The 23,267-nt window shown below is 68.0% G+C and carries 21 protein-coding genes; 11 read left to right on the top strand and 10 right to left on the bottom strand.

The window, feature by feature from the left end; all coding sequences use genetic code 11:
* Positions 1 to 29 precede the first annotated feature (29 nt).
* Genes OXG55_09940 through OXG55_09930 form a run of 3 tightly spaced genes read left to right on the top strand, consistent with a single transcriptional unit; the run spans position 30 to position 3,317 of the window.
* On the top strand, positions 30 to 1,898 hold the full coding sequence (locus tag OXG55_09940; GenBank protein MCY4103564.1) for an ABC transporter permease: 1,869 nt from the start codon (positions 30 to 32) through the stop codon (positions 1,896 to 1,898).
* On the top strand, positions 1,895 to 2,608 hold the full coding sequence (locus tag OXG55_09935) for an ATP-binding cassette domain-containing protein (GenBank protein ID MCY4103563.1): 714 nt from the start codon (positions 1,895 to 1,897) through the stop codon (positions 2,606 to 2,608). The genes OXG55_09940 and OXG55_09935 overlap by 4 nt, the downstream gene beginning before the upstream one ends.
* Complete coding sequence (locus tag OXG55_09930; GenBank protein MCY4103562.1) at positions 2,601 to 3,317, top strand: ATP-binding cassette domain-containing protein; 717 nt, start codon at positions 2,601 to 2,603, stop codon at positions 3,315 to 3,317. The genes OXG55_09935 and OXG55_09930 overlap by 8 nt, the downstream gene beginning before the upstream one ends.
* Positions 3,318 to 3,871: 554 nt before the next feature.
* Here OXG55_09930 and OXG55_09925 read toward each other — a convergent pair.
* The 9 genes from OXG55_09925 to OXG55_09885 form a co-directional block, all read right to left on the bottom strand.
* Positions 3,872 to 4,336, bottom strand: coding sequence for a site-specific integrase (locus OXG55_09925; GenBank protein MCY4103561.1), 465 nt, complete (start codon positions 4,334 to 4,336; stop codon positions 3,872 to 3,874).
* A 360-nt stretch (positions 4,337 to 4,696) separates the two neighbouring features.
* Positions 4,697 to 4,840, bottom strand: a complete 144-nt coding sequence (locus tag OXG55_09920; protein MCY4103560.1) for a hypothetical protein — start codon at positions 4,838 to 4,840, stop codon at positions 4,697 to 4,699.
* Between the two features lie 3,632 nt (positions 4,841 to 8,472).
* A complete protein-coding gene (locus tag OXG55_09915; GenBank protein ID MCY4103559.1) occupies positions 8,473 to 8,751 on the bottom strand; it encodes a HigA family addiction module antitoxin in 279 nt (92 codons plus the stop codon).
* A gap of 48 nt (positions 8,752 to 8,799) precedes the next feature.
* Positions 8,800 to 9,126 carry a type II toxin-antitoxin system PemK/MazF family toxin gene (locus OXG55_09910; protein MCY4103558.1) on the bottom strand — a complete coding sequence of 109 codons (327 nt, stop codon included), beginning with the start codon at positions 9,124 to 9,126 and terminating at the stop codon, positions 8,800 to 8,802.
* 52 nt (positions 9,127 to 9,178) lie between these two features.
* Positions 9,179 to 9,427, bottom strand: a complete 249-nt coding sequence (locus OXG55_09905) for a ribbon-helix-helix domain-containing protein (GenBank protein MCY4103557.1) — start codon at positions 9,425 to 9,427, stop codon at positions 9,179 to 9,181.
* Positions 9,428 to 9,588: 161 nt separating this feature from the next.
* Positions 9,589 to 10,482 (bottom strand): formate/nitrite transporter family protein, encoded by an 894-nt coding sequence (locus OXG55_09900; protein ID MCY4103556.1) that lies wholly within the window; start codon positions 10,480 to 10,482, stop codon positions 9,589 to 9,591.
* Positions 10,483 to 10,509: 27 nt separating this feature from the next.
* The gene (locus tag OXG55_09895; protein ID MCY4103555.1) at positions 10,510 to 11,118 is read right to left on the bottom strand and encodes a pyridoxamine 5'-phosphate oxidase family protein; all 609 of its coding nucleotides are present in this window, start codon (positions 11,116 to 11,118) and stop codon (positions 10,510 to 10,512) included.
* A gap of 83 nt (positions 11,119 to 11,201) precedes the next feature.
* Positions 11,202 to 11,840 (bottom strand): GPP34 family phosphoprotein, encoded by a 639-nt coding sequence (locus OXG55_09890; protein MCY4103554.1) that lies wholly within the window; start codon positions 11,838 to 11,840, stop codon positions 11,202 to 11,204.
* Between the two features lie 177 nt (positions 11,841 to 12,017).
* Positions 12,018 to 12,920 (bottom strand): BMP family ABC transporter substrate-binding protein, encoded by a 903-nt coding sequence (locus OXG55_09885; protein ID MCY4103553.1) that lies wholly within the window; start codon positions 12,918 to 12,920, stop codon positions 12,018 to 12,020.
* 369 nt (positions 12,921 to 13,289) lie between these two features.
* On the opposite strand from OXG55_09885, the gene OXG55_09880 reads away from it, so the two are divergent.
* Genes OXG55_09880 through OXG55_09870 form a run of 3 tightly spaced genes read left to right on the top strand, consistent with a single transcriptional unit; the run spans position 13,290 to position 16,682 of the window.
* Complete coding sequence (locus tag OXG55_09880) at positions 13,290 to 14,249, top strand: alpha/beta hydrolase fold domain-containing protein (GenBank protein MCY4103552.1); 960 nt, start codon at positions 13,290 to 13,292, stop codon at positions 14,247 to 14,249.
* Positions 14,249 to 15,775 carry an ABC transporter ATP-binding protein gene (locus tag OXG55_09875; protein MCY4103551.1) on the top strand — a complete coding sequence of 509 codons (1,527 nt, stop codon included), beginning with the start codon at positions 14,249 to 14,251 and terminating at the stop codon, positions 15,773 to 15,775. The genes OXG55_09880 and OXG55_09875 overlap by 1 nt, the downstream gene beginning before the upstream one ends.
* Positions 15,776 to 15,812: 37 nt before the next feature.
* Positions 15,813 to 16,682, top strand: a complete 870-nt coding sequence (locus OXG55_09870; protein MCY4103550.1) for a hypothetical protein — start codon at positions 15,813 to 15,815, stop codon at positions 16,680 to 16,682.
* 47 nt (positions 16,683 to 16,729) lie between these two features.
* On the opposite strand, the gene OXG55_09865 is transcribed toward OXG55_09870, so the two are convergent.
* Positions 16,730 to 17,404, bottom strand: coding sequence for an aminotransferase class III-fold pyridoxal phosphate-dependent enzyme (locus OXG55_09865; protein ID MCY4103549.1), 675 nt, complete (start codon positions 17,402 to 17,404; stop codon positions 16,730 to 16,732).
* Between the two features lie 217 nt (positions 17,405 to 17,621).
* Between OXG55_09865 and OXG55_09860 the strand changes: the two genes are divergently transcribed.
* The 5 genes from OXG55_09860 to OXG55_09840 all read left to right on the top strand — a co-directional run bounded on the left by OXG55_09860 (position 17,622) and on the right by OXG55_09840 (position 23,249).
* Positions 17,622 to 18,128: a VOC family protein gene (locus OXG55_09860; protein MCY4103548.1), complete on the top strand. Its 507-nt coding sequence runs from the start codon at positions 17,622 to 17,624 to the stop codon at positions 18,126 to 18,128.
* Between the two features lie 178 nt (positions 18,129 to 18,306).
* Positions 18,307 to 19,296 carry an LLM class flavin-dependent oxidoreductase gene (locus OXG55_09855; GenBank protein ID MCY4103547.1) on the top strand — a complete coding sequence of 330 codons (990 nt, stop codon included), beginning with the start codon at positions 18,307 to 18,309 and terminating at the stop codon, positions 19,294 to 19,296.
* Positions 19,293 to 20,432, top strand: coding sequence for an NAD/NADP octopine/nopaline dehydrogenase family protein (locus OXG55_09850; GenBank protein MCY4103546.1), 1,140 nt, complete (start codon positions 19,293 to 19,295; stop codon positions 20,430 to 20,432). The genes OXG55_09855 and OXG55_09850 overlap by 4 nt, the downstream gene beginning before the upstream one ends.
* 3 nt (positions 20,433 to 20,435) lie before the next feature.
* Complete coding sequence (locus OXG55_09845) at positions 20,436 to 21,770, top strand: amidohydrolase family protein (GenBank protein MCY4103545.1); 1,335 nt, start codon at positions 20,436 to 20,438, stop codon at positions 21,768 to 21,770.
* 27 nt (positions 21,771 to 21,797) lie between these two features.
* Complete coding sequence (locus OXG55_09840) at positions 21,798 to 23,249, top strand: class I adenylate-forming enzyme family protein (GenBank protein ID MCY4103544.1); 1,452 nt, start codon at positions 21,798 to 21,800, stop codon at positions 23,247 to 23,249.
* Positions 23,250 to 23,267: the final 18 nt, after the last annotated feature.

Raw genomic sequence — 23,267 nt, 5'->3', positions numbered from 1 at the left:
CAAAGGTTCCCTGCCGACGCCCATAGCCGATGCCAGACCTGGGCCCGTTCGTCGTCACGGGCCTGGCACTCGGGAGCGTGTACGCGCTCTCGGGTGTGAGTCTCGTCGTCCTGTACCGGTCGACGGGCGTGCTGAACCTGGCCCATGGTGCTATCGGGGCACTGGCTGCGATGCTGGCCTGGCAGATCGGCGAGGCCGGACGCGTCAGCGTGGTCGGTGTCGTTGTATCTCTCATCGTCAGCGTGGGACTGAGCATCTGCTACGGCTTGGTTGTCTCGCCCCGTCTTGGCTACCGCGACCCGGTTGTCTCTGCGGCTGGGACACTCGCGCTGGCACTGATCCTGCTCGGTCTGACCTCCTGGTACTGGCCCATCGACCTACGGACACTGCGACTGCCGACCGACGGCACGTCGGTGGAGATCCTGGGTGTTCGGGTGACCGGCACGCGGCTGTTGGCGGCCAGCTTCGCGGCCGCGATCGTCGCCGGGCTCGGTCTGGTGCTCGCCAGGAGCCGCGTCGGGCTGATGCTTCGGGCAGCCGCCGCGGACAGGACCGCCAGTTCTCTGCTGGGCATAAGCACCCGGCGCAGCGATCTGGTCGCGTGGGCGATCGGCGGGTTTCTGGCCGGGAGTTCGGGATTGTTGCTCGCCAACCTCGTTCGACTCGATCCCGGTGTTCTCACCCTCCTGGTGATCCCCGCAGTGGCCGCCGCGGCGGTGGGACTCTTCCGGTCGCAAGTCGGTGCGCTCGTGGGTGGGATCCTGATCGGATTGGTAGAGGCCATCGCCACGCCGTTCGATGTCGGCCCCTACCGCGCCGCTGCCCCCTTCGTCGTGGCGATCGCCGCGATCGCGTGTCGACGACGCGCCTACGCCCTGGTCCGGTCGGTTGCCGCTGTCCATTCGCATGGCGACAGTCACACATGGCTTCGAAAAAGACCCGGTGCACTGCTGGCGCCGACAGCAGTCGCAACTCTGGCAGTGATCGTCCCGTCGCTTCTCAACGCATTCTGGACCAAGGCCTACACGGCGTCACTCGTCTTTGCCATCGCGGCGCTGGGTGTGACCATCTTGTACGGACAGCTGGGTGAGGCGTCCCTGGCGCAAGTAGCGCTCATGGGTGTCGGGGGCTGGGTGGCGCTCCGCGTGTCACATGGAACCGATCTTCCGTTCCTGATGGTGGTGGTGATCGCGACAGCCGTCACCGCCGTGGTTGCCGGAATCGTGGGTCTTCCCGCCATCCGGCTTCGGGGACTGATGCTTACCGTGGTCACGTTGATGATCGCCGGCGCCGTGCAGGCGGTCCTGCCCGCTACCGGATTCCCCGACGGCGGTGGGGGCATTCTCGGGAGGGTCTCGGAGGGAGGACGGGTGCCCATGCGGCGCCCATCGTTCGCGCAATCCGATCCTGCATACGCCCGCCTCGTCGCCCTGATCCTCATCGTGTGCCTGGTTGCGGGCCTGTTCTTGCGATGGAGCCGCTTCGGTCGGGCTCTGGCCACGGTCTCCGCCAGCGACGCGTCAGCTTCATCGGTCGGCATCAACGTCATCCAAACCAAGACTGCGGCATTCATGATCGCCGGTGTCTTCGCGGGCATCGCCGGTGCGCTCTTGGCGGGTAGCACGCGACATCTGGACCCGGCGTCGTTCCGCGCCATTGATTCCATCGTGCTGTGCGCCATCGTGATCGCGTCCGGGACACGCTGGTGGTCGCCCATTGTCGCCGGGCTACTCATGAAGGGCGCGCCTGCTCTGTTCTCTGAACTCGACATCGACGGCAACCTGACGCTCGTCATCTTCGGGGTGCTCCTGCTCCACACGCTCCTCTTCGCCCCGTCCGGGATCTCCGGACAGCTCGCAGGAATCTTCCAGCGACGCACCGCCGGCAGGGCTCCATGACCACCATCACGTTCGACAAGCTGACGGTGTCGCTCGGCGGCGTCACGCCGGTGCGGTCTCTCACCGCTGAGTTCGCGGGACGAATCAACGGCGTCATCGGCCCAAATGGCGCGGGAAAGACGACCTTGCTGAACGTCGTGAGCGGCTTCGTACGCCCAGCCGCCGGTGATGTTCGGCTCGACGGAATGAGCATGATCCGGCTTCGATCCGATCGCCGAGCGCGGCTGGGGGTGGGCCGCACATTCCAGCACATACAGTTGCCCGACTCGATCACCGCGCTTGAGAACGTCCGTGCCGGGTTGGACCACCACCGCCAGCGGGCCCGCCTCCTCGCCGGCGAGGCGTTGGAGATTTGCCGTTTCAACGGCTCGCCCGACACCGCAACCGGCGAGCTGACCGGTCTGCAACGCCGCCAGATCGAACTTGCACGTGCCATCACCAGTCGGCCTCGTGCCCTATTGCTGGACGAGCCGACCGCGGGTCTGGCCGCGGGGGAGGTGACGCTATTGCGATCGGTCGTTGCCGAATTGCCCAGGCGCATCGGGACGACGGTCGTGGTGGTCGCACATGATCTGAATCTCGTCCGCTCGATCTGCGACTACGCGATCGCGCTCAATTTCGGTGAACTGTTGGCAACTGGTCGCCCGGAAGTGGTTCTACAGAACGACCGCGTGCGTGCGGCGTACCTGGGAATTGACGACGATGAGTGATCCGCTACTGGCCGCCGAGAAGCTAACCGTACGGCACGGCAACCAAGTCGCCGTCGATGGTGTCACGACAAGAGTGGCAGCCGGCGAGTCGCTGGCAATCCTGGGACGGAACGGGTCCGGAAAGTCGAGCCTCGCCGACGCCATCGCCGGCGTGGTCGAGTGCGAGGGATCGCTGCAGTTCGGTGGCCAGGATGTGTCTACCTTGTCGCCCCACGACCGGCGTCGGCTCGGCCTTGCCACCGTCCGCGAGGGCCACCGAGTCCTCCCGGGCCTGACCGTCGACGACAACTTACAAGCGGCTGCAACAATGATGCCTCGCCGAGCCGTCGCTGACGCCATTGCGGCGCAGTATCGGCTGTTTCCGCCCCTCAGCGCCCGGGCGGGTGTTGCCGCAGACGCACTCTCGGGTGGCGAACAGCAGATGCTCGCCATCGCACAGGCACTACTGGCGCGGCCGAAGATGCTCGTGATCGACGAGATGTCTCTGGGCTTGGCACCCGCTGCGATCGCTGCGCTCGTACCGGTTCTGAGTGATGCCGTGGCGGGTGGAACAGCACTCATGGTGATCGAGCAGAACGTCGAAGTGGCCATCAGGTTGTGCCAACGAGTTCTCGTTCTCGAGACCGGAAGGGTTGCGTTCGAATCGGACTCTCTGGCGCTCCGTGAGAATCCGGCCCGTATTAGGCACCTGTACCTCGGCGACTTCTGACACCGGCAGTTCCCCCGCGCTGCGAGGTGCACCCTGACTGTCCCGCGATCACACCGAGGGTTCTACGACACCTACTTTCCCGAGTTCGCCACCGACTGAGACGCGCCGAGCGTGGGCCGGAGCCATCACATATCGATAGTAATAACCGGACCTGACGATCTCACCGTTTCTCCTGTTCAGAGCCGTATTCTGGCGATTTGCCCGTACCCAGGGGGGGTACGAAGGCAGGTAAAGTCACTGGTCAGAGCGATTTTAGGAATGGCGCATCGTCGTGTCGGCGCCTCCAGACTCGAAACTTCCAACGGATCTTCTAACGGACGGCCCGATACGCAGGGATATCCCCCAGGCCGAGTTGGCACGTCTCCGCGCGTTCGAGGCGACCAATGTGTTTGGCTGTTGCGCTCGATTCGGACCCAACGCGCTGTCATTGAGTAGAGCCTCTCCTGGGGGGGGCCGGGTCCCCTGCAGGTGTGCTCGGGCGTCTCGCGGAATCCACGGCCTGGAGCAGTCGCGGCGAGCCGAGTCGCCCGCAAGTGCAGGGTGTGCAGGATGCGCTAACCGAAGACGGCCGCGCCGAACGCATCCGCGGCGGCGGCTTGCATGGCCGGCATGACGTGCTGGTAGATGTTCATCGTCAGCGCCACGTTGGAGTGCCCGAGACGCTCGCTGACCACCTTGGGGTGCACGTTGTGCTGCAGCAGGATGGTGGTGTGGGTGTGGCGCAGGTCGTGGAACCGGATACGGGGAACGTCGAGCTGCTTCACTGCGCGGATGAACGTGTCGGTGATGCGGTGCGGGTTGGGCGGAGAGCCGTCAGGCTGCGCGAACACGTAATCCTCCCCGCTCCGCACGCCGGTGGCCATCTGCTGTTCGAGTTGCTGGCGCCGGTGGTGCCGCAACTCGGCGACGGTGGCCTCATCAAGCGCGACGGTGTGGCGGCTGCTCGCGGTCTTGAGATCGGAGACCCGTAGCGCGCCTCCGACGCCGAGATCTACGGCACCGAAGTGAGCGCACGACAATCTTGGAAATCAACGACCCTCACTGGGATTCGCGCCGGCTGAGGTGTGTCGCCGCCCTTGGGAGCCTGCACGTGGTCGCTGGTGAGGCAGATCATCAAACGCCGGTGACTGGATCGACTGAGCGGTGGCGTCACACACTACTGTCACATCGCGGTGCTATCGTTGTGATGTGATACACACGTTCGACATAGGAGCGACCCGAGTTGCCAGCTCGGCAGTGACGTGAACCTCGGAGATCGTGACATGTACAACACGATGAACCTGGCAGTCAGGATCAGCCCGGACGAGGAGGGGTACATTGGCCGTCAAAGCCCCGAGTGTCGGCAGCTCTTCCGCGTTCACGTCGAAGACTGGGAGGACCTACCCGACGACCTGCTGCTCTGGTGTGTGTGCCGCGGCCATCACGACGACCACGGAGAGTTCATCAGCGAGCAGCAACTCGACCGCGCAACGCGAGTCGCCGAGAACTACGGCGAGCAATTGATCCGCCAGACTCTCGATCACTCACTCCGAGGCCTTGCGCGAGGCACCAGGGATTCCCCGGTCTCGACTAGCTACCATCCGACGCCCTTCCAACTTCGGCCGCTACCGCGGACCGGAGGGCGGTCGTGACGCTTCCAGCGCGTGCGGCGCCGATCCGCGGAGACGATTACCAGCATGTGGTCGGGTGGCTGTGGGCATGCGAGATGCTGTCGAACTCCGCGATTGCCAGCGTCGCCGTCGAGGACGCAGAGGGCGGGGCGTTCGACGACGTTGTCGTGCGCCGCAGGGTCGGCGGCGACATCTACATTCAGGCCAAGAGCTCCAACTATGCGGCCCAGATCGTCGACCGGCAGATGCTGCTCACCGCGGCGCGGCCCAATGGCAAGAGCCCCCTTCAACACTTCTATGACACATATTGCTCCCGTTCTTCGACCGACAGGCAGTTCTCATTGGAGTTCTTGACTCACAAGGGCTTCGACCACGACAACCCGCTCCTGGATCTGCGCGACCTGAGAAACGACAGGATCGCGGTCGACCAGATGCTGGAGCAGGGCCCTGGGAGCAAGGTCGGCTTGGAGCGGGATGCCTGGGCGGGACACTTGGGCATCAGCACCGCGGAGTTGGCCGACTTCTTGCGGTTCGTGCGGTGGAAGCACACCGGTTCTGAGTTGGACCTCCGCCGCCAAGCGAAGCCGCTGATGAGACTGGCGGGCTTTCGCGCCGACGACGGGGCTGTGATGACCGGAGTCGGCATCGTCAAGGGGTGGGTCAGCGACGGAGCCGGTCATCAGACCGCTGACGATGTGGGACGCCAGGCCGCGGAGATGGGCCTGGTCCCCGAGATTCCGCATGTGGTCTCGCCGAGTGTCGACAAGTGGGAAGCAGTGCTTTCGGCGCTTCCGCCGACGTGCCGGACCCGGCTCTCGGCTCTGCGGGACGTGTCCCCTGAGACCGCGGGCCGCGTGGCTGCTGAGCTCAATAGCACGGCCGCGCGGACACCGGGGGTGCTTGCCCACATGGCCGAAGCCCCTCCCGAATGGCTGTGGGATGCCGATTGTCTTGCGTGGGAGGCGATCGCTGACTTCGTGGCCGCCCACCACCTGCCCGGAGCATGGGAGATGCGGCGCCGAGCCATCGAGAGGGGGTCGCCGAGAGAAGGCTATTACCGGGTAACAGAGGCCCTATTGGCCCACGGTGACGGCGAAGCGGACAGGGCAGCCGAGATGCTCGAAGCAGCGCAGGAATATCTGCTGGCAGGCGCGGCCCGGGCGCTGATCGGCGGCGACTCGGAGTCCGCTATCGCCGAACTCCGAGGTTCTGGCGCAGTCGACTCGCAAGACCCCGGGTTGGCCGTCATGGGAACACAGATGCTCGCGATGGCGCACTCGAGCAGCAACAGCTTAGAACTGGCAATCAGCGCGATGCGAGATGCTGTGCGGCGGTTCCCAGACAGGGCGCAACTGCACCTGTCGCTCGCCCGGCTTCAGTTGGGGCTGGCCTGGGCCCAGGGGGAGGCGTTCCGACGTGACCTTCCCGCATCGGCGGCGCGGAACGCGATCCGGGCCCGCGACGAATACCGGAAGTGGGACGGTCCGTCAGCCGAGGCGGTCGCAGTGGCCGCGAACGCCTACCACATGCTCAACCAGCCGCAAAGAATCGTCAACATCGCGACACCGCAGCCGGAGGGCGAGGCGACACCCCGAGAAGCTGAGGACGGCGAAGCAGCGCGGTGTTTGGCCCATGCGCTGCTGCTGCTCGGGCGAGGAGACGAGATCGACGAGTCGGCCTTGGATCGAATTGACAGTTCCGAGAGCACACTGATCAGAGCGCTGCAAACGCGCAGCCGCGGCGAGCCGGGCGCAGTCGAGTTGATGCGCCAAGCCCTCGAGCAGGCCACAGGAGAGAGAGCCATTTTGATGGCCCTAGAGGGGCTGGCGATGCTGGGAGAGACCGACGAAAATGCTCTGTCGGCCGTCTCGGCCGGAAACGAGGAGCAAGTCGACGGAATCAGAGCTTCGGCGGCGTACCACCGGGGCGACTTGGATGCCGCGATAGCACTCTTGGGGCCCTACCGCTGCCGGTCTGCAGCCCACGTCGGCCTGCTCGCTGCCGCCCTCCACGGCCAAGGACGGACCGAGGAAGCGTACGAGACGCTGCTTGAGTCGGCAGAAGCCCTGTCTGAGCCGAAGCTGTATGTGTCTGCGGTAGTGCTGCTCATCGAAGTCGGGGAGTTGCAGCGGGCCGAGGAGACAGCACTCGTCGCGCTTGCAGCCAACCCGTCTGCGGCTGAGGAGTTGCGTCTGCGGGAGGCTCTTGTCGATGTGGCCCAGCAGCTCAGGGACTGGCCGAAAATGGAGCAGTACGGCCAAGCGCTCGCCGACGAGTTCTCCGACCATTCCAAGGCGCGGTGGGCGGTCGTGTCCGCGATGCACCAGCAGGCCCGGTACCTGGAGGCGTGGGGGTACTTGGTCGAGCATGATCTTCGCCCTGCCGACGAGCAGATGGCGCTGCTGGCTGTCGGCCTTTATTACGCCTCCGACGCTCCGTCCGGGGGTGCCGACAGGCTGTTGTGGATCGCCGGAGAGTTCGACGATTCCGAAGCGGTCGTCGGCAGTGCCCTCGGAGCGCTCATGGCGAGCAGCAGCCAAGAGGGCCAACTCAGCGAAGTGCAGGCGACGGAGCTAAACCTGCTGTTCGAAGGGTTTGTGGAACGATACCCCGACAGCGGGGTGCTCCGGCAGATCCATTTCTCGAGTATCGACGAGGTGCTCGAGATGCTGCGGACTTCGTCCGAGGAGCCAGCCCGCCAGCGGGCGTCTTGGATCGGCCAGGTGCGGTTTGGGCAACTGCCTTACGGAACACTCCATTGGGTTAGGCCCTTGCCCTACGCCGAGTTTCTGCTCTGCGTAGCCGCGGATTATCTCACCGCCGTTTCCCCAAATGCCGCCGAACGAAGCCGGCAGCAGGCTGCGGCGCAGGCCGCAATCGGAGGCGCCGTGGCTGTCGACACGAGCGTCGCGGTACTGGGACACCTCGCCGGGATTGACGTTACCGCCATGGGAACAGCCTTCGCCGGGGTGCTGGTGGCCACCGAGCTGCTGGACGACGCAAGAGCTGCAGTCGCCAGCATCCGAACAGCAGGCAGCGCTTCGGCCGGATACGACCCCGTTCTCGGCGGCTTCAACATGTCCGAGATACGAGATGAAGACAGGCGCCAGCAGATCGAATCGGCTCAACAACTGCTGGGCACGCTAGAAGGTTGGCAGAGGACACCGACCAGCCGGATCCAACCTGGCGGATACCCCCAAGAGGACAGGCTGCGCCCTTGGGACACATCAATCCGCTTGGCACTAGACAGGGGCTGCGCGCTGTGGTGCGACGACCTCGCCCTAGGGCGGTTGGCCGATGCAGCAGGCGTCCCCGTGTTCAGCACCCACGCCCTCTACGAAGCGCTGACATCCGCCGCCGAGACCGGGGGGATGCCCGGCCCATCGGAAAATACCCCGCGACACCGTCACTGCGCCTTCCACCCAGTTGGCGGATTGTCACTTCTTGAACGAGATGTATCCCTCCCCGGGCCATTGATTGCTGATCGAGGGGGGGTACGAGACGAGCAAACGCGGAGGTCAAAGCGGTGGGAGGCGGGCGTTGGGTCAGGCGCGTGCTATTGCCGAGGGCAGGTTCTGGATGGCCGCGCCGCTGGCTTGCTCGGCGATGATGAGGTCGAACTGAGTCTGGAGGTTCAGCCAGAACTGGGCCTCGACGCCGAACCAGTGTCCGAATCGCAAAGCGGTGTCGGCGGTCACGGATCGCTTGCCGGCGATGATCTGCCCGACGCGGTTGGGCGGCACGTCGATCTGGCACGCGAACTCGGTCGGGGACACACCCACATGCCAGGAACAGTCTGGACGCTTGACGTCTAGCGTCAACAGCCGCCGTCAGGCTGCGCGGCGGCTGTGGCTGAGTCGCCGGTTCGGGTGTCAGCAGTCGGCGAGGGCCTCGAGGGCGGCGCAGATCTCGTGGCGACGGTTGCGGATCGAGCCCAGACGGTCCGTCAGGAACGACTTGCGAATCGGCTGGAGATTGTCGAAGGACGCCGCGCAGGGCTGGGGCAGACCGTCCTCGGGGTCGAGGGGCAGCTCGGTGGGGATGTCTCGCACGGTTCGGGTCACGGGGGCGATCAGGATCCTGGTCAGGACCGGGATGGCTTCGTCGCGGGTGACCACCAGAACCGGTCGCCGCCGGTCCTCGGCCTCGGCCCACCAGACGTCGCCTTGGGCGGGTGTCACCAGCTGTGCGAAGAGCACGCGCGCGCCTCCCCGGCGCGCGTGGCCCACCAGACGTCGCCCTGGGCGGGTGTCACCAGGGCTCCTCGGCGATCATGGCGGCGGTCGCCTCGTCGCTCCAGGCGATCTCCTCGTCGGTCTGGGGGAGCCGGCGGTATCCCTCCACGATCGCCTCGCCCACCGCGCGCCGCCGCCGCTGATCCACGAGCGACCGCAAGCCGTCGCGCACCGCCTGCGAGCGCGACGCCACGACACCGCTCAGCACGAGCTGATCAACCTGGGCAACGAGTTCGTCGTCGAGTCTGACAGCGATCTGCATCATGCGTTCAGCATAGCGCACTGGTATGCATACTGCATCATCACGCCAGACCGAGACCAGACAGGTTCTCCGCCCCACCGGTCGGCAGCCGCAGCCGACCCCGGTGCCCGGTCAGCCGGCCCGGGCTCAATCGGCTGTCCCCGGGTGGGACACCCGTCGCTGTCTCAACCAGGCAACTCGGGGCTCGATGCGGAGGCACCGGTCGATCCTTGGCCCCTCGCTGCCGCGGCGGCAGCCACAGCGCGGCGGCGCAGGTGGACCGTCCAGTCGGCCAGTCCCACAATGACGCCGCCGATGATGTTGCCCAGGGTGACCGCCACGAGATTCTGAGCGATCCCGGCTGCGTCGAGCCGGCTCACGTCGGCGGCGGTCAGTCCCGCAGCCGCCAGCGCGCCGGGATCGGCCGCGACGAGCGCCCCGAAGGGAAGGAAGAACATGTTGGCGACGGAGTGTTCGAATCCACCGGCGACGAAGGCCGTGACCGGCAGAGACACCGCCAGCAGCTTGTCGGTGACCGAACGGCCCGCGGTGGCCATCCACACGCCCAGGCACACCAGCATGTTCGCCACGATGCCGCGCAGGAAGGCGATCTCGAACGGGAGGTTCACCTTGGCGTTGGCCGACGTCGCCGAGAAGACGGAGAACGACAGGTCCCCCTGCTCCCACCAGCGGCTGTAGAAGACCAGCAGCACGATGACGAGGGCGCCGACCAGGTTGCCCACGTAGACCAGCACCCAGTTGCGGGCCAGCTCCCGCGCCAGGATCGTGCGGCTGAGAACGCTCATCACCATGAGGTTGTTGCCGGTGAACAGCTCTGCGCCGGTGACGACCACGAAGAAGAGGCCCATCGTCAGTCCCAGCCCCATGATGAGCCGGGTGGGTCCTGCGCCCAGCGTCGACTGCGCCGCGATCGTGCTCGTCAGCATTGCGCCCAGCGATATGAACGCGCCGGCCATCACCGCCAGCACGACGGTCGACGCCATGATGGCCCGGACCTTGCCGACACCGGCTCGCACGACTTGTGCGGCGGTCTCCTCCGGCGTCGGGGTGGCGCTCACGGGGCGGCGTCCGGGACGAGACCCCGCTCAGTAGAGCTGGTTGCGGTTCGCCTCATCTTCGTCGGCATCGATGGCTCCGGCGTCGGCGCCCGCGATCTGATCAGCCAGCACTTGCCCGTAGGTGGGATAGCTGGAACGGTCGATCTGGACCTCGGGATCCCAGAGCCGGGACCGGATCAGCGCCCTGCCACAGTGCAGGAAGGCGTCCTTGATCGTGATCTTCACCCCCGACAGCGGCGCCCGGCCGCCGACCGCCAGCGGCGCCAGCAGCTCCTCGTCCGAGACGATCTCGGCGGAGCCGCACACTCGCAGCGTCTCGTTCATGCCCGGCACGAAGAACAGCAGCCCGACGACGGGGTGATCGATGATGTTCTGCAGCGAGTCGATCTGGTTGTTGCCGGGACGGTCGGGGATCAGCAGCGTGTGGGCGTCGAGGACCTTGACGAACCCGGGCGGGTCGCCCCGCGGCGAGGCGTCGGCCCGGCCGTTCGAGCCGGTTGTGCTGAGCACGCAGAACGGGGACATCTCGATGAAGTTCCGGCAATGGACGTCCAAGTGGTCGAGCACCTTCTGAGCCGCCCGCGGCCTCGGCTCGGGATACACCGTCCGTAGCTCCGCTCGGTTCCTGACTACCATTTCGGCCTCGGTGGCGGACATCTCGGTCCTCCCCTCGGTTCTGCTGCGACCGTCAGAGCCGGCCCCATGCTATATGACTCGCCCTACGCGCTGCCCGATGCGAGCCACATTTCGATGTCGTGGACCGCGCGGGAGGTGGCTTGGCCGATCAGGTCGAGCTTGCGGACTTGGTCTATGCGCGCTCGGGCCTTGTCGTACTCTCCCTCGGGCAGCAATTCCGGCAGGATGCCGCAGGCGTCAGCCAAGCCGATGATCACGATGTCGCGCGGGTCGGGGATGTCGTCGCTGAGCAGCACCCCCAGGATGCGCAACTTCACCTCGCGCTCTGCCCGGCCGTCGACGACCGGGTAGCGACGTGAGCGGAACACCCACAGGAAGCGTCCCTCGTCGCGCTCCAGTATTCCGCGCTCGACTAGGCGCGACAGTGCCTCCTGCCGGATCTCCGCAGCCCGCTGGGCCGTCCGTCCCACCCAGTACAGGGCGTCGCGCCGCTCGCCGTCGGCGATCGCGGCCAGCGTCGGGTCCAGCAGGCTGTCACCCACAGGCGTCGCATCGTTCAGGATCAGCTGCTCCGCGTCGGTGTCGATACGGTTCTCCAGCGCGAGGTCCATCAGCACGCTGCCCGCCAGCGCGTTGTCCAGCGCGATGCCCGGCACCGGAACGAACCTCCCGCCGTCGTCACGCAGCAGCAGCAGGAGGATCTCCTCAGCGAATCTCAACACGGCCCCTGTCGCCCCCGCTCGCCTGATCGCCGTACCGCAGCAGGCGGCCCCGGCCGTCCGCGCGGACGGCCCGAACCCTATCGGCCGCCCAAGGTGCTCGGAGCGAGCCGAGGCGCCCAACCCGCGGGCTCGGCGCTTTGGCCTCGGGGCGAGACCGCGGCGAACCAGATCGTCGGGTCAGCCGGCGGCCGGGTCGGGGATGACGATCTCACCGGCGATGATGGCCTCCTGAGCCGCCATCACCTCGTCGAACAGCTCGGGGTGATCGGCGAAGACGCAGCCCGTGTCGCCGTCCTCGATGAACTGTGAGAGCCCGACGCCGTTCTCGGCGAGCCCGTATGTCACGAACGGTTCGAACTCGCCTCCCTCGACAAGAGTCTCGACTGCCCCGACGACGACGACGTTGATCCTCTTGATGACATTCTCGATGACATGGCCCGGCGCCACGCCGCACTCGTTGATGTCGACGCCGAAGGAGTAGAAGCCCAACTCGGCCGCGGCTTCGAACACGCCACCGTTGCCCGAAGCGGCGAGGCCGTTGACGATGTCAGCATTCTGGCCGGCCACGGTGATGGCGAGTTCCTTGGCCGTCACGGGATCGGCCCAGTCGCCGACCTCAAGCGGCTCGAGAATGGTGGCGTCGGGGTTCACGGACAGCACGGCTTCGTGGAACGGGTCGACCCAGCGGTGCAGGAACGGGATGTCGAAGGCCAAGACCGAACCGATCACGTCGGTCTCGGTGAGCCTGCCGGCAATGATCCCGGTGAGGTAGGACGCCTCCTGGGTCCGGAAGTCGACGCCCTGCACGTTGGCGGCGTCGACGAAGCAGTCGATGCAGATGAACTGAGTGTCCGGATGCTGGGGGGCGACTTCGGCCAGCACGTCATTGAACACGAAGCTCATGACAATGACCATGTCCCATTCATCGAGCACGACGCCTCGCAGGGTCTCACTGATCGAGGCCGGGTCGGGGAGGGACTCGATCACCTGCGTCTCTACGCCGAACAGCTCCGCTGCCTGCTGGATCCCGTCGACGCCGCCCGCGTAGTAGTTGCTCTCGCCGATGAGTCCGCCGGTCACCAGGGCGACCCGCAGCGGTTCCGAAGCCGGGGTGTCGCCGCCGTCGGCTGCCGCGCCGCCAGCGTCAGCTTGGCGTTGCGGTGCTGTCTAATCTGTGCCATGAGCCCTCCTTGGGAGCCGTGGACTGTTACAGACCCACAGCATCGCCCGGAGGGCTCACCCCAACGGGGACCCCTCGATCCCCTCAACCCAGGGACAACCTCCCCGGTTGTCACACCTAGCGATCGAGGTCGGCTCTCCTGTCCTCGTCAGCAACGGCGTGTTCATCACATCGACCGACCGGCGCGTCGCGCACGCTCGGACCTATTCGCGGCCGGGCGCCAACCCGATCCCGAGTGTGACGACGTTCCCCGACCGCGCTCCCGGCCGATGACCCAGATCGTCTGGATCGACAGCCCCAGCCTGAACCGTCACACCGCACAGATGCAGCGAACGGCGGCTGAGATCGCGGCTGCGCAGCGCGAAGGCGAGCCCCTCGAGGAGCTCGGCGTGGCGGAGGCCCGGCGCCGCTACTACGAGGGTGGCGGCGGCTTCGGCCCCAACGTCGTTCTCGACGGCGCCGAGACGATCGCCGTGGATGATCACGTCGAACTCCGGGTGTTCACTCCGCCGCGCAGCCGCGGGGTCTATCTCATGATCCACAGCGGCGGTTGGCTCTCGGGTGGTCCGGATCTACAGGATCGACGCATGATGGACCTGGCTCTCAGCGCCGAGACGACCGTGGCCTGCGTCCGTTACCGCCTGGCCCCCGAGCACCCGCATCCGGCGGCGGTGGACGACTGCGAGACAGCCGCCCTGTGGCTGCTGGAGCACGGCTCCTCGCTCTGCGATGCCGCAGGGATCGTCATCGGCGGTGAGTCCGCCGGGGCCCACTTGGCGGCCCTGACCCTCCTGCGGCTGCGTGACGCCCACCGCTGCGCCGACCGCATCGCCGGCGCCAATCTCGTCTATGGGATCTTCGATCTGTCACTGTCTCCCAGCGCCCGTCTCGCCGGGCCCGAGGGGCTGGTGCTACCCACGCCCACCCTTCGGTTCATGGTCGACACGTTTCTTGCGGACCCCGGGATCAACCGGCAGGATCCTGCCGTGTCGCCGCTGTTCGCCGACCTGTCCGGCCTCGTGCCGGCCCGGTTCGTGGTCGGCGAGTTCGATCCGGTCCTGGACGACACCCTGATGATGGGCGTGCGCTGGCGAGCGGCCGGCAACCCGGCACTGATCGAGGTGTACCCGGCGAGCGTGCACGCCTTCGACGAGTTCCCCACCGAGATGACTCGCCTGGCGTCCGAGCGCCAGAGCCGCTGGATCCGTGAGATGCTGAGCGCTCCCTGATGGCTGCACCTGCCGGCGGCGGGATCGTGGCCCGTGACGTCTCGAAGCGATTCGGCGCGACGCAGGCTCTCGACGGGGTGTCGTTCTCTGCCGCGCGGGGCGCGATAACCGGGCTCGTCGGCGAGAACGGCGCCGGCAAGTCCACGCTGATGCGCATCGTCGCCGGCCTCGAGCACGCCGACGACGGTGCGGTGCTGGTCGACGGCGAAGCGCTCCGGCCCGGATCGCCCTCCGCCGCCATCGGGCGGGGGATTGGCATGGTCCACCAGAACTTCATGTTGTTCGAGGATCTGACCGTCACCGAGAACATCATCTTCGGCGCCGAGACGACCTCCTTCGGCCGACTCGACGGGCGCGCCGCCGACGAGCGGATCGGCGCCATCATGGATGCGACGGCGCTGCGGCTCTCGACGCGGGCGACGGTGGGTGAACTGAGCGTCGCCGACCGACAGCAAGTGGAGTTGCTGAAGATCTTGTACCGCGGCGCTGAGATGCTGATCCTGGACGAGCCGACCGCCGTGTTGACCCCGCAGGAGGCGGACGAACTCTTCGCTGTGCTCGACGACTTGAGCCGGCAGGGTCGCGGCATCGTCCTGATCACCCATCGGCTTCGGGAGGTCATGGCCGTCACCGGAACCGTCACCGTGCTGCGGTCGGGTCGTGTGGTGGGAACATCTCGGACTGCGGGGACCGACGTTGAAGCGCTCGCCGAGATGATGGTCGGTCGGAGCCCCCGACGCCGCCGTCCCGCCGAGCCGCCGACGACCGCCGCGCCGGTGCTGCGGGTCGAGGATCTGCGAACTGCCGGGCGCGGCGGCGACGCGCTCAACGGCGTGACGTTCTCGGTCTCGCAGGGCGAGATCGTCGGGATCGCCGGCGTGACCGGCAACGGCCAGTCCCATGTGGCCGAAGCGTTGCTCGGTCTGCGGCCGGTGCTGGGGGGCCGCATCGAGATCGGCGGGCGAGACGTCACTGCTCTGCCGACCCCGCAGCGTCGGGCGCTGGGCCTCGCCTACGTCCCCGAGGATCGCTTCATCCGGGGCCTGGCCCACGATCAGTCGATCAGCAACAACACCGCACTCGGGCACATCAGCCAGCAGGAGCTGCATCGCGGGCCGTGGCTCGACCGGAGCGCCATCAAGGCTTGGGCAGCAACGATTGTCAGCCGGTACGACGTGCGGGGCGGCGGGCCGCGGGCAGGCGATCTCTCCGGCGGCAACGCCCAGCGGCTGCTGGTCGGCCGGGAGTTGGAGAAGTCGGGCGACCTGGTCGTCGTCGAGCAGCCGACCAGAGGGGTGGACGTCGGCGCGATCGAGCAAATCCACGCCTTCTTCGAGATGCGACGCGAGGCAGGCTCGGCCCTCTTGCTGGTGTCCGCCGACCTTGACGAGATCCTGCAGCTCTCCCAGCGGATCCTGGTGCTGTACCGGGGGCGGATCGCGGCCGAACTCCCAGCCGGCGCCGACCGCTACCGAGTGGGCCTGGCGATGGCAGGTCTCGACGGCCCAGAGCCCGCGGCGCCATGAACGGGGCAGCGACCTGAGGCGTGCCACCGCCGCTGCTGTGGCCACCACCCTGGCGGTGGCCGTCGGTGCGGTGCTGGCCGTCGGTGAGAACCCCATCGAGATCTACGCCACGCTTGTTCAGGAGGCGTTCGGCGGCCCGACCCGCGCCGCCATAACCATCGCGCGGACACTGCCGATCCTGGGCGCAGCGACGGCGGCCTGGCTCTCGCTCCAGGGCGGCGTGTTCAACATCGGCCAGGAAGGGCAGCTGGTTCTCGGCGGCTTCGTGGCCGCCGTCGTCGGCGCCGCCCTGGCCGCCCCGCGCTGGGTCGCCGTCGCCGCCGCTATCGCCGCCGCGGCCGGACTCGCTGCTCTGCTGGGCACTTTGTCCGCCCTGCTCGAAAGCCGCTACGGCACGCCGATCATCATCAGCACCCTGCTGACGAACTTCATCGTCGTGCTCGGGGTCTCGCAGCTCGTCAACTCCACCTTCCAGGAGCCCGGCGCCTACGGTGGCCAGACGGTCCGGATCCGCGAGTCGGCCGAACTGCCCCGACTCGTGGCAGGTTCTTCGCTCGGCCATGGCGTGTTCATCGTGACCGCACTGACGGCGCTGACGGTGCTGATCGTGAAGACGACCCGCGTGGGCTATTCGGTACGGATCATGGGCAGCAACCGGGAGGCTGCCAAGGCATCCGGAATCGACACGAGACGAGCGACCTACCAGGTCGTCGGCGTGGCCGCGGCCGTCGCCGGCATCACGGGCGCCGTGGAGATCCTCGGCGTGCAGTACCGCTACGCGGACGGCGCCCTGACGGGCACATCACGCTGTTCTCCACGAACATGTCGGCGGGGAGAGGCTGGATCGCGGTCGTGGTCGTCATGCTCGCCGGACCTTCGGCGTTGCGCGTCTTCGCCACGGCTCTGATGTTCACGTTGATCGTCGCCGCCGGACTCCGCCTGCAGACTACCGGCCTACCGGTCCAGGTCACCGAGGCGCTGCCCTTCGTCGCCACGATCGTCGGCCTTGTCGCAAGCGGCCGGCGCCGCGCCAGGTCGCCGCGCTGGGCGAAAGGAGTCGCCCCCCGCAGCTGACCCGCATCCGGACAAGTCGATGATGATCTGCCGGAGCCCCCGGGCAGCAGACCGGCGACCTCGGCGTCGCTGAGTTCGGCGCCCGAGTCGCGGTCGCGCATCAGTTCCAGGGCGTAGAAGTAGCCAGTGCCGGGCGATCACTTTGTAGCACCCCTCGTCGCCGTTGGCCAGGTGATAGCAGCGGGCGAACTTCACGGCCGACTCCACCGCCTCGGAGCCGGAGCTCACGAAGAACCCGGGGTCCAGACCGCCCGGCGCCACGGCCGTGACCAGCGACGCTGCTTCGACGGATGACGGGTGGGCGAATCCCCAGTTGGGGTAGAACCCCAGCTTGTCCAGCTGCTTCGCCGTGGCCGCGGCCAGGTCGCTGCGACCGTGACCCAGGTTGGTGCAGAACAGGCCCGCCAGGCCGTCGAGATACTCGTTGCCGTCGGTGTCCCAGACGTAGCAGCCCTCGCCGCGTTCGATCACCACGAGGTCGTCCGCCCTCCAGGCCGCGCCCCGAGTGAAGTGGGGTGACAGATGGCGGCGAGCCCGCCCCCGGTAGTCCGGCATTCGTGCCTCCCTGGTCGCCGCGGCGCCGTTGTGCCCGGCCGGTTGGAGACTGCGGCGTATCTGCAAGCCGGTATCACCACCCCTCGGCGGCGTTGCGACATCGGCGCGCCGCGCGGTCGAACAGCCGCTCCTGCCCGAGCGGGAGCGCCTGCAACCCCGCCCACAGCGCGTAGTGTCGGCGTCGCGCACGCAGGACGAGGTCGGCGGAGGGTCGCGCATGATGCCCAATGGTTTCGTGTCCGATGTCCAGCAGGTGGCTCTGGTGGTCCGCGACCTGGACGCGACACTGGAGGAGTACACGCACCGCCTCGGAATCGGGCCCTGGCGGGTGATCAACTGCGCGCCGCCCCGGCTCACGGACATGCGCATCCGCGGCGAGCCCGTCCCCTACAGCATGAAGCTGGCCGTCGCCCGCACGGGGAACACGATGTGGGAGATCATCGAGCCCGTGGACGGTCCGTCCATCTACCAGGAATTCCTCGACGAGCACGGGGAGGGACTCCACCACCTGATCGTCGAACACGAGGGACTCGACTACGACGAAGCGCTGGCGCTGTTCACCGAGCGCGGCTGCCCGCCGGTGATGGAGGGACGCCTGGACGGGATCCGCTACGCCTACGTCGAGACCGAGGGACCCCTCAAGACCACCTTCGAGATCGTCCACCGCCCGACGGGTCAGAAGCCCGTGGCGCCCGACTACTGGTACCCCGCGCCGCCGGCATAGAAGCCATCGGAGACCAATCCGAACTCCGGGCCCACGCCGTGCGGCGCGACGACGAGATGGAGATCGCCGCAACTCTGCTCCCCCACCCCGTCTACAACCCTTTGGCGAACGGGCGGCTGGCCGCTCGCGCCATCATGGCACGCCTCTGAGCCCGCACGGTCTGCAAGTATTCCCGCCGATGGAGTACGGACTGGCCATCTGGCTGGACCAGCCGCTGGATGAGATCGCCGAGATCGCCGTGGCCGCCGAGGATGCGGGCTTCGCCGACGTGTGGCTGCCCGATCATTACTTCCTGCGTGACGTGTACGCGGCGCAGGCGCTCATCGCCACCCGGACCACCTCGGTGCGGCTGGCCACGGGCATCGCGGCGGTGCAGCTCCGCCATCCGGCGCTGATCGCCAGCTCGGCGGCGACCATCGCCGAGTGCTCCGGTGGCCGTGCGGTCATCGGGATCGGCCCCGGAGGACACGAGTTCCCCTCCCAGTTCGGCATGCGACCCAAGAGCCCGCTCACCATGCTCCGCGAAGCGGTTGCGATCATCCGGCAACTCACATCCGGGCCCGCCGGCTTCCGGGGCGACTACTTCTCCGCCGACGGCTCCGAACTGGGTTGGCGGATCGACCCGCCGCCGATCTTCCTGTCGGCGCGCGGTCCCCGGATGCTCGAACTGGCCGGGGAGATCGCCGACGGGATCATCGTGCACGGCATCCACCGCGACTTCATCGACTACGTCCGCGGCCGTGTCGCCCACGGTGCGGCCCGATCGGGCCGCCACCCCGGCGAGTGCCGGATCGCCGTCATGCTCGACGTGGAGGTCGACAGCGACGAGTCAGCGGCCATCGACCGGCTCCGCCCGCGCTGCACGCTCATGGCCGGGGGGACCTACGCCGACGAGTTGATCCCCGTCTACGGCTTCGACCCCGGCGCCGTGGCGACGCTGCGCTCGGCGCTCAACGATCCCGCCGTGGCCGAGGCGGGCTACGTGACCGACGACATGGTGCGCGCCTTCGCCATCGGCGGGACCCTCGAGACGGTCGCCGAGCGGCTGGGTGAACTCCGCCGGCTCGGCGTGGACCTGGCGATCCTGAAACTCGGCGAGGGCGACACGGCCGCCACGAAGAATCTCATCAGCACCATCGCACCCATCGTCAAAGGAGAACCGGCGTGAGCATCCCCAGCGACATCACCGTCATCGGCACCGGCGGCGGCGGCCTGACCATCGCCGCCGAGCTCGGCCTCGCCGGCCGCCCGGTCGTGCTGGCGGATCAGCCCCGGTTCGGCGCCTCCCTCGAGGCCGTCGAGGCCGGCGGCGGGATCGAGTTGACGTTCCGCACCTCGCTGACCGATACGACATCGCCGTCGAAGCTGGCGCCGGTCGCCGCAACCTCAACCGACCCCGCAGCAGCCGTCGAAGCCGCCGAGTTGGTGATCATCTGCGTGCCGGCGTTCGGCCACGAGCCCCTGGCCGAGATGCTGGCGACCCGCTGGCGGGACGGCCAGACCGTGCTCTGGGTCGGCGAGCCCGGCGGCGGATTCGCCGCCGTCGCCGCCCTCCGGGCAATCGGCCGGCGGCCCGACATCACGCTCGCGGACACCAACACCCTCCCCTACTACGGCGCGCTGGTCGCCGGCCCCGGGAAGGTGGGAGCCATACAGAAGAGCGGCGGGACGCTCGTCGCCGCGATGCCGGGTGGCCGCATCGATCACGTCACCGACGTGGCGACCGCCATCTGGCCGTGGGTCACCCCGGCGGAGAATGTCTGGGAGACGCTGCTGCTGAACTTCAACGCCATCGACCACGTCCCGGCGATGCTCTTGAATCTGGGGGCGATCCAGCAGCCCGAGGGCAGCTTCACGCTTTGGGGCGCCGGCGGGACCCCCGGCGTGGTCAACGTCATCGAGGCGCTCGACGGTGAGTTCCTGGCGATGCGCGCCGCCTTCGGCATCGCCAACACGACGCCGTACGAGGACTATCTGGTTGGCCAGGGCCTGGCCCCGCGGCGGGGCGCCGACCTGCACGAGACGCTGCAGTCGAGCCTGCTCCCCACGTTGCAGTTCCGCTGCGGGCCCGACGCGCTGGACCACCGGTTCGTCTCCGAGGACGTGCCGTACTCGCTGGTGCTGGCCTCGTCGCTGGGCCGCGAACTCGGCGTCGAGGTGCCCGTGACCGACAGCCTCATCGTGTTGGCGTCGGTGGCGTCGGGCCGCGACTACGCCGCCGAGGGCAAGACGCTCGCCGACTGGGGCCTCGACGGCGCCGGCGTTGCGGGGTTGCGGTCGGCGGCTGAGCAGGGCTGGTGGTAACCGATGACTCCAGAAGGTGACGTCGATCTCGTACTGACGGGAGGTCTCTGCGTCACCTGCGATGAGGCGGGCACCGTCACGACCTGCGACGTCTATGTCGACGCCGGCCGAATCGTCGCCATCGGAGGCCCCGCGCGGGGGGCGCGGCGCGGCGTGGACGCCTCGGGCACGATCGTCCTGCCCGGCCTCGTGAACCTGCACGACCACCTGCGGGACATGACGCCCGGGCTGGACGCCGGCGAGGGCCTGAAGCTGGACGGGATGCTGCGGTTCTACTGGCGCCTGAACGAGGTCGCCGGGGCGGTGGAGTACGAGACGATGGCGGCCTACAGCACCGCCCGGCTCCTGACGTCAGGGGTCACGACCGTCGTGGATCACGTGTACCCGTTCCATCGGCACGGGCTCGACGCCGCCACGATCGCCGGCTACGAGGCCACCGGCATCCGCTGGTACCTGGCCCGGGGCCTCATGACGCAGGGCTACGACCCGATCAGCGAGCCGCTCGCCGAGGGATTCGGGCGGGTCCGCTCGCTGCTCACCGACGGCACGCCCGCCGAGCGGATCATGCTGGCGCCGGTGTCGTTCCGCCAGGCCGCACCCGAGGACTACGCCGCGGCGCGGGAATTCGCCTCCACGTACGGCCTGCGGCTGTACACGCACGTGGCCGAGACCGCCGCCGAGGTTGCGAGCGTCCAGGCCGAGCACGGATGCCGGCCGATCGAGTTGCTCGACCGGCTGGGCTTCTGCGGCCCCGACGTGACACTCGTGCACTGCGTGCTGCTCTCCGACGCCGAGATCGAACTCCTGGCACGCACCGGCAGCCACGTCGTGCACTGCCCCAGCAACCACATGAAGCTGGCCAAAGGGTTCACCCGAGTGCTGGACCTGCTGGACGCCGGGGTGAACGTCGGGCTGGGGATCGATCAGATGGCCGACATGTTCTGCGAGATGCGCCAAGAGGTGCTCCTGCAGTCGATCCGCAACGAGGACCCGGGAGCCATCTCCCCGGCGGTTGCCCTGCGCATGGCCACGGCGAACGGCGCCAAGGCGGTGGGCCTCGGCGGCCAGCTCGGCGAGATTTCCGTCGGCGCGCTCGCCGATCTGATCTGCGTCTCCGCCCGGGGCTTGAGTATCGATCCGATCCTCGATCCGGCCTGGAGCGTGGTGCACCGCGCCGGGGGCTCCGACGTGCGGCACGTCATCGTCGACGGGAGCGTCGTCGTCGAGGATCGGGAGTTCGTCAAGCTGGACATCGAGGCGCTGCGCCGCCAGGCGATGGACGTCATCGACGGCTACCTCGCTAAGGCGAACATCGGCAGGACCCGCATCGAGCTGTAGAAGACCGACCTGCAGGGAGGACAACACATGGACATCGTCACCGTTCTGGAGCGGGCATGCGAACGCCACGCCGACAGGCCGGCGCTGAGCCGCGAGGGAACGACGGTCAGCTACGCCGAGGTCGGCGAGCGGGTTCCCGTGGTGGCGGGCACGCTCGCCGAGCTGGGCGTCGAGCCGGGCAGCACCGTCGGCGTGTGCAGCCCCGACAGCATCGAGGCGTGGCTCGCCATCTTCGCCGCCTGGCGACTCGGCGCCCTGCCGGCGCTCATCGACGCCCGCACCGCCGACGACCGGCTTCCCTATTTCGTCGGTGACATGGACCCGGCCGTCGTCGTCTCCGATGACGAGAACCGCCCGCGCCTCGCCGAGATCCTGGGCATCGAGGCGGCGCGGCTGGCTGACGTGGTCCACGCCGGCGCCACGGCGACCGCACCGAACGATCACGACGAGTCCTCTCCCCTGTTCCTGTCGTACACCTCGGGCACGACGGGCGACCCGAAGGGCGTGGTGCTCACCAGCGGCCCGGTCACGCTGGGGACCGCCTGCATCGCTGAGCGGCTCGGCTACGGGATGAGCGACGTGCTGGTGGCGACCACGCCGGTCGCGAGCAGCTTCCAGCTCGTGGCCAGCGCCATGCCGGCGCTGCACACCGGCGCCCACGTGGTCCTCGCCGCCGGCCACACGCCCAGCGAGGTCTGGGACGACATCGGCGCCCACGGCGGCACCGTGCTCGTGGCCTACCCGCTGACCCTCGCCGACGTGGTCGGCCTGGCGAAGGAGAACAGGCCCAGCCACGGGCTGCGCCTGGCGCTGTCGGGAGGCTCGCCGCTGGCGCCCCGCATCAAGCGCGACTACCGCGAGCACCTCGGCATCCCCCTCGCCGAGAGCTACGGCCAGAGCGAACTCGGCGGCTTCATGGTCCTGGGCACACCCGGCGACGAGACCGCCCCCGAGGGCTTCGCCGGCCGCCCGTTGCCGGACCGGCTCGCCTTCGTGGCCGACTCCGACAACCGTGAACTCCCCACCGGCAGCATCGGCGAGGTCGTGGTGGCCGAGGGATTCTTCGGCGAGTACCGCAACAAGCCCGAGGCCTACGCCAAGACCACCGCCGGCGGGGTCCTGCACACTGGCGACGTCGGCGTCGCCTCGGTGCACGGACACATCAAGGTGATGGGCCGGGTCCAGGAGGCCGACGCAGCCCAGCGCCGGGGCGGGTTCCTGCGCGAGGTGGAGGACGTCGCCTACGACCATCCCGCGGTCCGCCACGCCTCGGTGGTCATCGACGGCATCGGGGATGTCCGCTGCTTCGTGGAGCTCTCCACGCCCGGCAGCGCGGACGAGGCCGAGATCGAGCAGTTCATCAGGGCGCGCCTTAAGGAGTCGCTCTTCCCGGCGGGCGTGCACATCCTCGGTGCGTTCCCCCGCACCTTCAGCGGCAAGGCCGACCGGCTGCACCTCAGCGGACTGCATGGCGAATGACCTACGGTCGTGGTCTCG

It is taken from the genome of bacterium, from assembly GCA_026708055.1.
Lineage (GTDB): Bacteria > Actinomycetota > Acidimicrobiia > Acidimicrobiales > CATQHL01 > VXNF01.
Note: the sequence above shows the minus strand (reverse complement) of the source record. Positions and strands in the feature narration are given on the sequence as shown.